1 protein-coding gene and 1 pseudogene are annotated in these 4,085 nt (G+C 27.6%); both read right to left on the bottom strand.

Annotation, left to right across the window (positions count from 1 at the left end; genetic code table 11):
• Positions 1 to 513 (bottom strand): annotated as a pseudogene (locus CAMP5082_RS08090) (hypothetical protein); the annotation flags it as partial.
• 24 nt (positions 514 to 537) lie between these two features.
• The gene (locus tag CAMP5082_RS08085; protein WP_337206416.1) at positions 538 to 4,068 is read right to left on the bottom strand and encodes a two-partner secretion domain-containing protein; all 3,531 of its coding nucleotides are present in this window, start codon (positions 4,066 to 4,068) and stop codon (positions 538 to 540) included.
• Positions 4,069 to 4,085 lie beyond the last annotated feature (17 nt).

Here is a 4,085-nt window from a genome sequence, read left to right as displayed (position 1 = left end):
AAGTAATTGTAAATCTTCTTCTTTAATGCCTAGTTTTTCAAAGCTAGTGTTTTCATTAGTGATAACAAATTTATATTTGGTTATTATTTTTTTAGTGGTGTTAGTTTGATCACTTGAGTTAGTAGAGTTAGCGTTAGAGCTATTATTGGTTTGGTTGTTTGTATTGTTATTAGTTGGGTTAGAATTGTTAGTTTCATCTTTTACACTAGTATTAGTTTTATCATTGTTTGTGTTATTAGTTTGATTGTTAGTTTCCTCATTAGCTTCCTCTTCTTGATTTAGTTTTTCTTTTAAAGCTTTCTTTTTTTCTTCAAAGTCTTTTTTAGCTTCTTGAGCTTTTATATAATCATCTTTGGTTTTTAGATTTTCTTTGATAGCTTTGTTTTGAGGGAGGTTTCTATCAGGGGAGAGTTCTATAACCTTTTCTATATCATTTTTAGCTATGCTAATACTTCCATTATTAGCATAGACTAAAGAACTAATTGCTATAGTACTAAGTAAGAGTTTTTTCATGGTTGTCCAATATATCTCATCAAATTAATTTATACAAGTATTCATAACTTTTGAATTAAAGCTCGAAACACAAGTTTTTTTATAACCATCAGTTTCTGCTTCACCTATAACATCTATTTTGGAATCTTTTTTTATAAATTCATCCCCTATTAAACCAAATGATTTTACATTATAATGTACAAAATCAATTTCATTGTCTGTATTAGGAATATCCAAAACAGGTTTATAGGGCGACAACTTATAATCTCCTATTACTAAAAAACTTCCTAGTTTGTTTTGATATTCAATTTTATTTTTTATAGGTGATAAATCCAATTGAGATAAAATACTATCTTGTTGTTTTTCTAGTAAAACTATTTTCGAAAGTAGACTATTAAGTACACTAATATCAATTTGATTATTATTCTTCACATACTCGTTATAATCATTTTCAGCACTTTTTAACTGATTTTGAATTTCACCCAATTCTTTTATAAGTTGTTCAGAATTTACAACAAAATCCTTTAATTCGTTATTTAAAATTTCAGAAATACTTTTTCCTTTTTCAATAATTTTATCAATATTAATTTTAATATTATTAATATAAAAGGATTGAACTCCATTTTTAAATTTATCACTGCCAGCATTATTTAATCCGTTTGTTTGATAGGCTACTATAAAATCAATACTTTCAACTATTTTCAAAGCCTCTTTCTTGCTATTTGATGTATCTTTAATAAAATATTTTGAAATAAAAGCTACCTTTTCATCCAATGTCATTTCACTATAATTCTTTTCTGCCAACATTTCCAAAAGGGTATTAATATATATTTTATAATGTTGATTCGTGATATCAGCTAAAATTTCATCTTTTATAGTATCTTCATACAAATCATCCTTATCAAGAGCAACTTCCTCTTTTATAATAGAATCCACATTTGGCAAATTTATATCCACACTAGAAAATTCTGGTTTTTCCGGAAGCTTAACTATAGGCCTTACTATCATACTATCTTTGTTTAAGAAATCATTATATTTTATATACTTATCGCCATCATTATAAATATATACATTAATAGCATTTTTCCAAAGGTTTATATCAGAATTAACACCACTAAAATCATTTATGTAATGATAAAGATGTATATTGTTAAATTTTAAATTTACTTGTTTATTATCAAAAGCACTGATAAATTTTCCGCTTGTATTCTTACCATCACTTGTAAAAGACTGTATTTGAGAACCATTTTCGAAAAATAAATAAATATTATTAAAATTTAAATTGATCGAATTAAATATAGAACCACTTTCGATATACCCAATAAAACCTCCAGCATTAACAAAATCATTTTTTCCATATGCCTGTATATTTTTTATATTATATAAACTTATATTGGAAAAATCACCAGTGCCTTGTCTTTGAATCCAACCTATAAATCCACCAGAATTAACAATCCCTTTTTTATCTTGTTCAAGCTTTCCAACAATCGCATCTATATTTTTTACAGTAATATTTGAAAACGATAAATTATCACTTCTATAGCCTTCTACCTTTCCAATAAAACCACCTACAACAGCACGAGTATTTTCTAAATTATTATTATTTATAGCTTCAATTTTTTCAGCTTCTAAACTAATATTGTTAAAAATTCCCCCATTAGCAAAACCCGCAAATCCTCCAGCATATGCATTACCAACATCATCAACCTCTCCACTTAACAATCCATTATTGTCATTGTTAATACTTTTAATTTTTTTAACACGGATATTAATATTACTAAATTTATTATTTCCAGAATCAATACTACCAACAAATCCACCAGCATAAGTATGACGCAATGTGCTGAATGTGGATGTTATATTACTTATATCTAAATTTATATTCGAAAGTTGAGCATAATCAATATTACCAGAAAATCCACCCGTGACAAATCCCCCACTAATTTCTTTAATCCCTCTAATATCAATATTCTCAAAAAAACCTTCCCAAATCTCCCCAGCAAAACCACCTGTATATGTTTCCTTAGTTGTTTTATTATTTATTATTTTATTGATTTGAGAAAGATATATATTTTCAAATTTTCCATTATTTACACTACCAGCAAAACCACCAATATGAGATCTATTGTCTACACTGACGCCACTTAATTCATTTATATTGTTGATATTGATTTTATTAAAATTTGCTCCACTTACATATCCTACAAAACCACCTGTATATAAAACATCGTTTGTTTGTGTAGAAATACTAGCGATATTACTTAGCTCTATATTTTTAAAACTACTACCATCACTTGCATATCCTATAAATCCACCTGTAAATATTGAATTAGATTTAATGGAATTATTATTATAATCAATCTTTATATTTTTAAATTCAGAATTATTAGAATTCCCAAATATACCTACATACTCAGGTATATATTCAAGATTAGTTGTATCTATATTAATATTCTTAAGCGCAAATCCTTGTCCATCAAATGTTTTATTTGAAAAACCATTATCTACTATTATTTCCCAATTCTCATTATAAACATGACTTTTATATCCAACTATCATATTGGTACAACCATATCCATCTATACAATAATTTACATAGTTTTGCCAATCTTTTCCTTCTTCACCTTTACCTTGATTTCCATTAAAGTCTATATCATTAGTAAGTCTATACTCACCAGCTGTATCTCTAAAACCTTCTTTATTTTCATTCCACCCTTTAGCAAAGTGCCACCAATCTAAATCAGAGCCTATACCTACATATTCATATACTTTAAAATTGTTGTTTGAATTGTTAAATTTATTAAATACTTTAAAAGAATTAGGATTATAATAATATCCACTAGCATTTAAATACATAGAACCTTTAAAATTATTACCATCACTTCCTTGTATTTTTAAGCTTTGTAATTGATCTCCATTTATATTACCTACATCTACATAAACTTCATTACCTTGTAAGTTTATTTCATTAGCTGATATTATACCTGTTTGATTTTTCATTTTATCATCCCAACTAGTATCAGCACTTAACATTACTTTATTACCTTGTAAAGTAACGTTTTGAGCATTAATAGTACCCATATTTACTACATTTCCTGCTTTTTGTGGTTTAAATATAGGGGAAAAGCTTAAACCTTGTTCAAGTGTTTTCATATCAGCAAATTTCCACATCTCCCCATCACTCATCGACGAAGTAGAAGCCACAAAGCGATTAGCATTGATATTTCCTGTTTTAGTAATGATTACCCCATTAGGATTAATTAAAAATACATTATTACCACCTGCATTTAATACACCTTCTATTGTAGATTTACCAGCTCCATGAGCAATGTTTAGGTAGTTTTTATTGCTTCCTCCAAAGTTTACACTTTCACCTTTACCTATATTAAAGCCACCACCCCATTGTATGACTGAGTTTGTTCCATTACCTACAATGTTCATATTATTACCATTGGAAGTTATACTCCCACTAGTCCCATGAGTAAATTTACCTCCACTAGGTAAAGCCATTAGTGGAGAAAATAACATTGATACCGTTACACCTGAGAGTATGATGTGATTTGCTAGCTTTTTCATAATTAATCCTTTTGGTA

The sequence above is a fragment of the Campylobacter sp. LMG 17559 genome (assembly GCF_024723605.1).
GTDB lineage: Bacteria > Campylobacterota > Campylobacteria > Campylobacterales > Campylobacteraceae > Campylobacter_D.
This window is presented reverse-complemented; position numbering and strand designations above follow the sequence as displayed.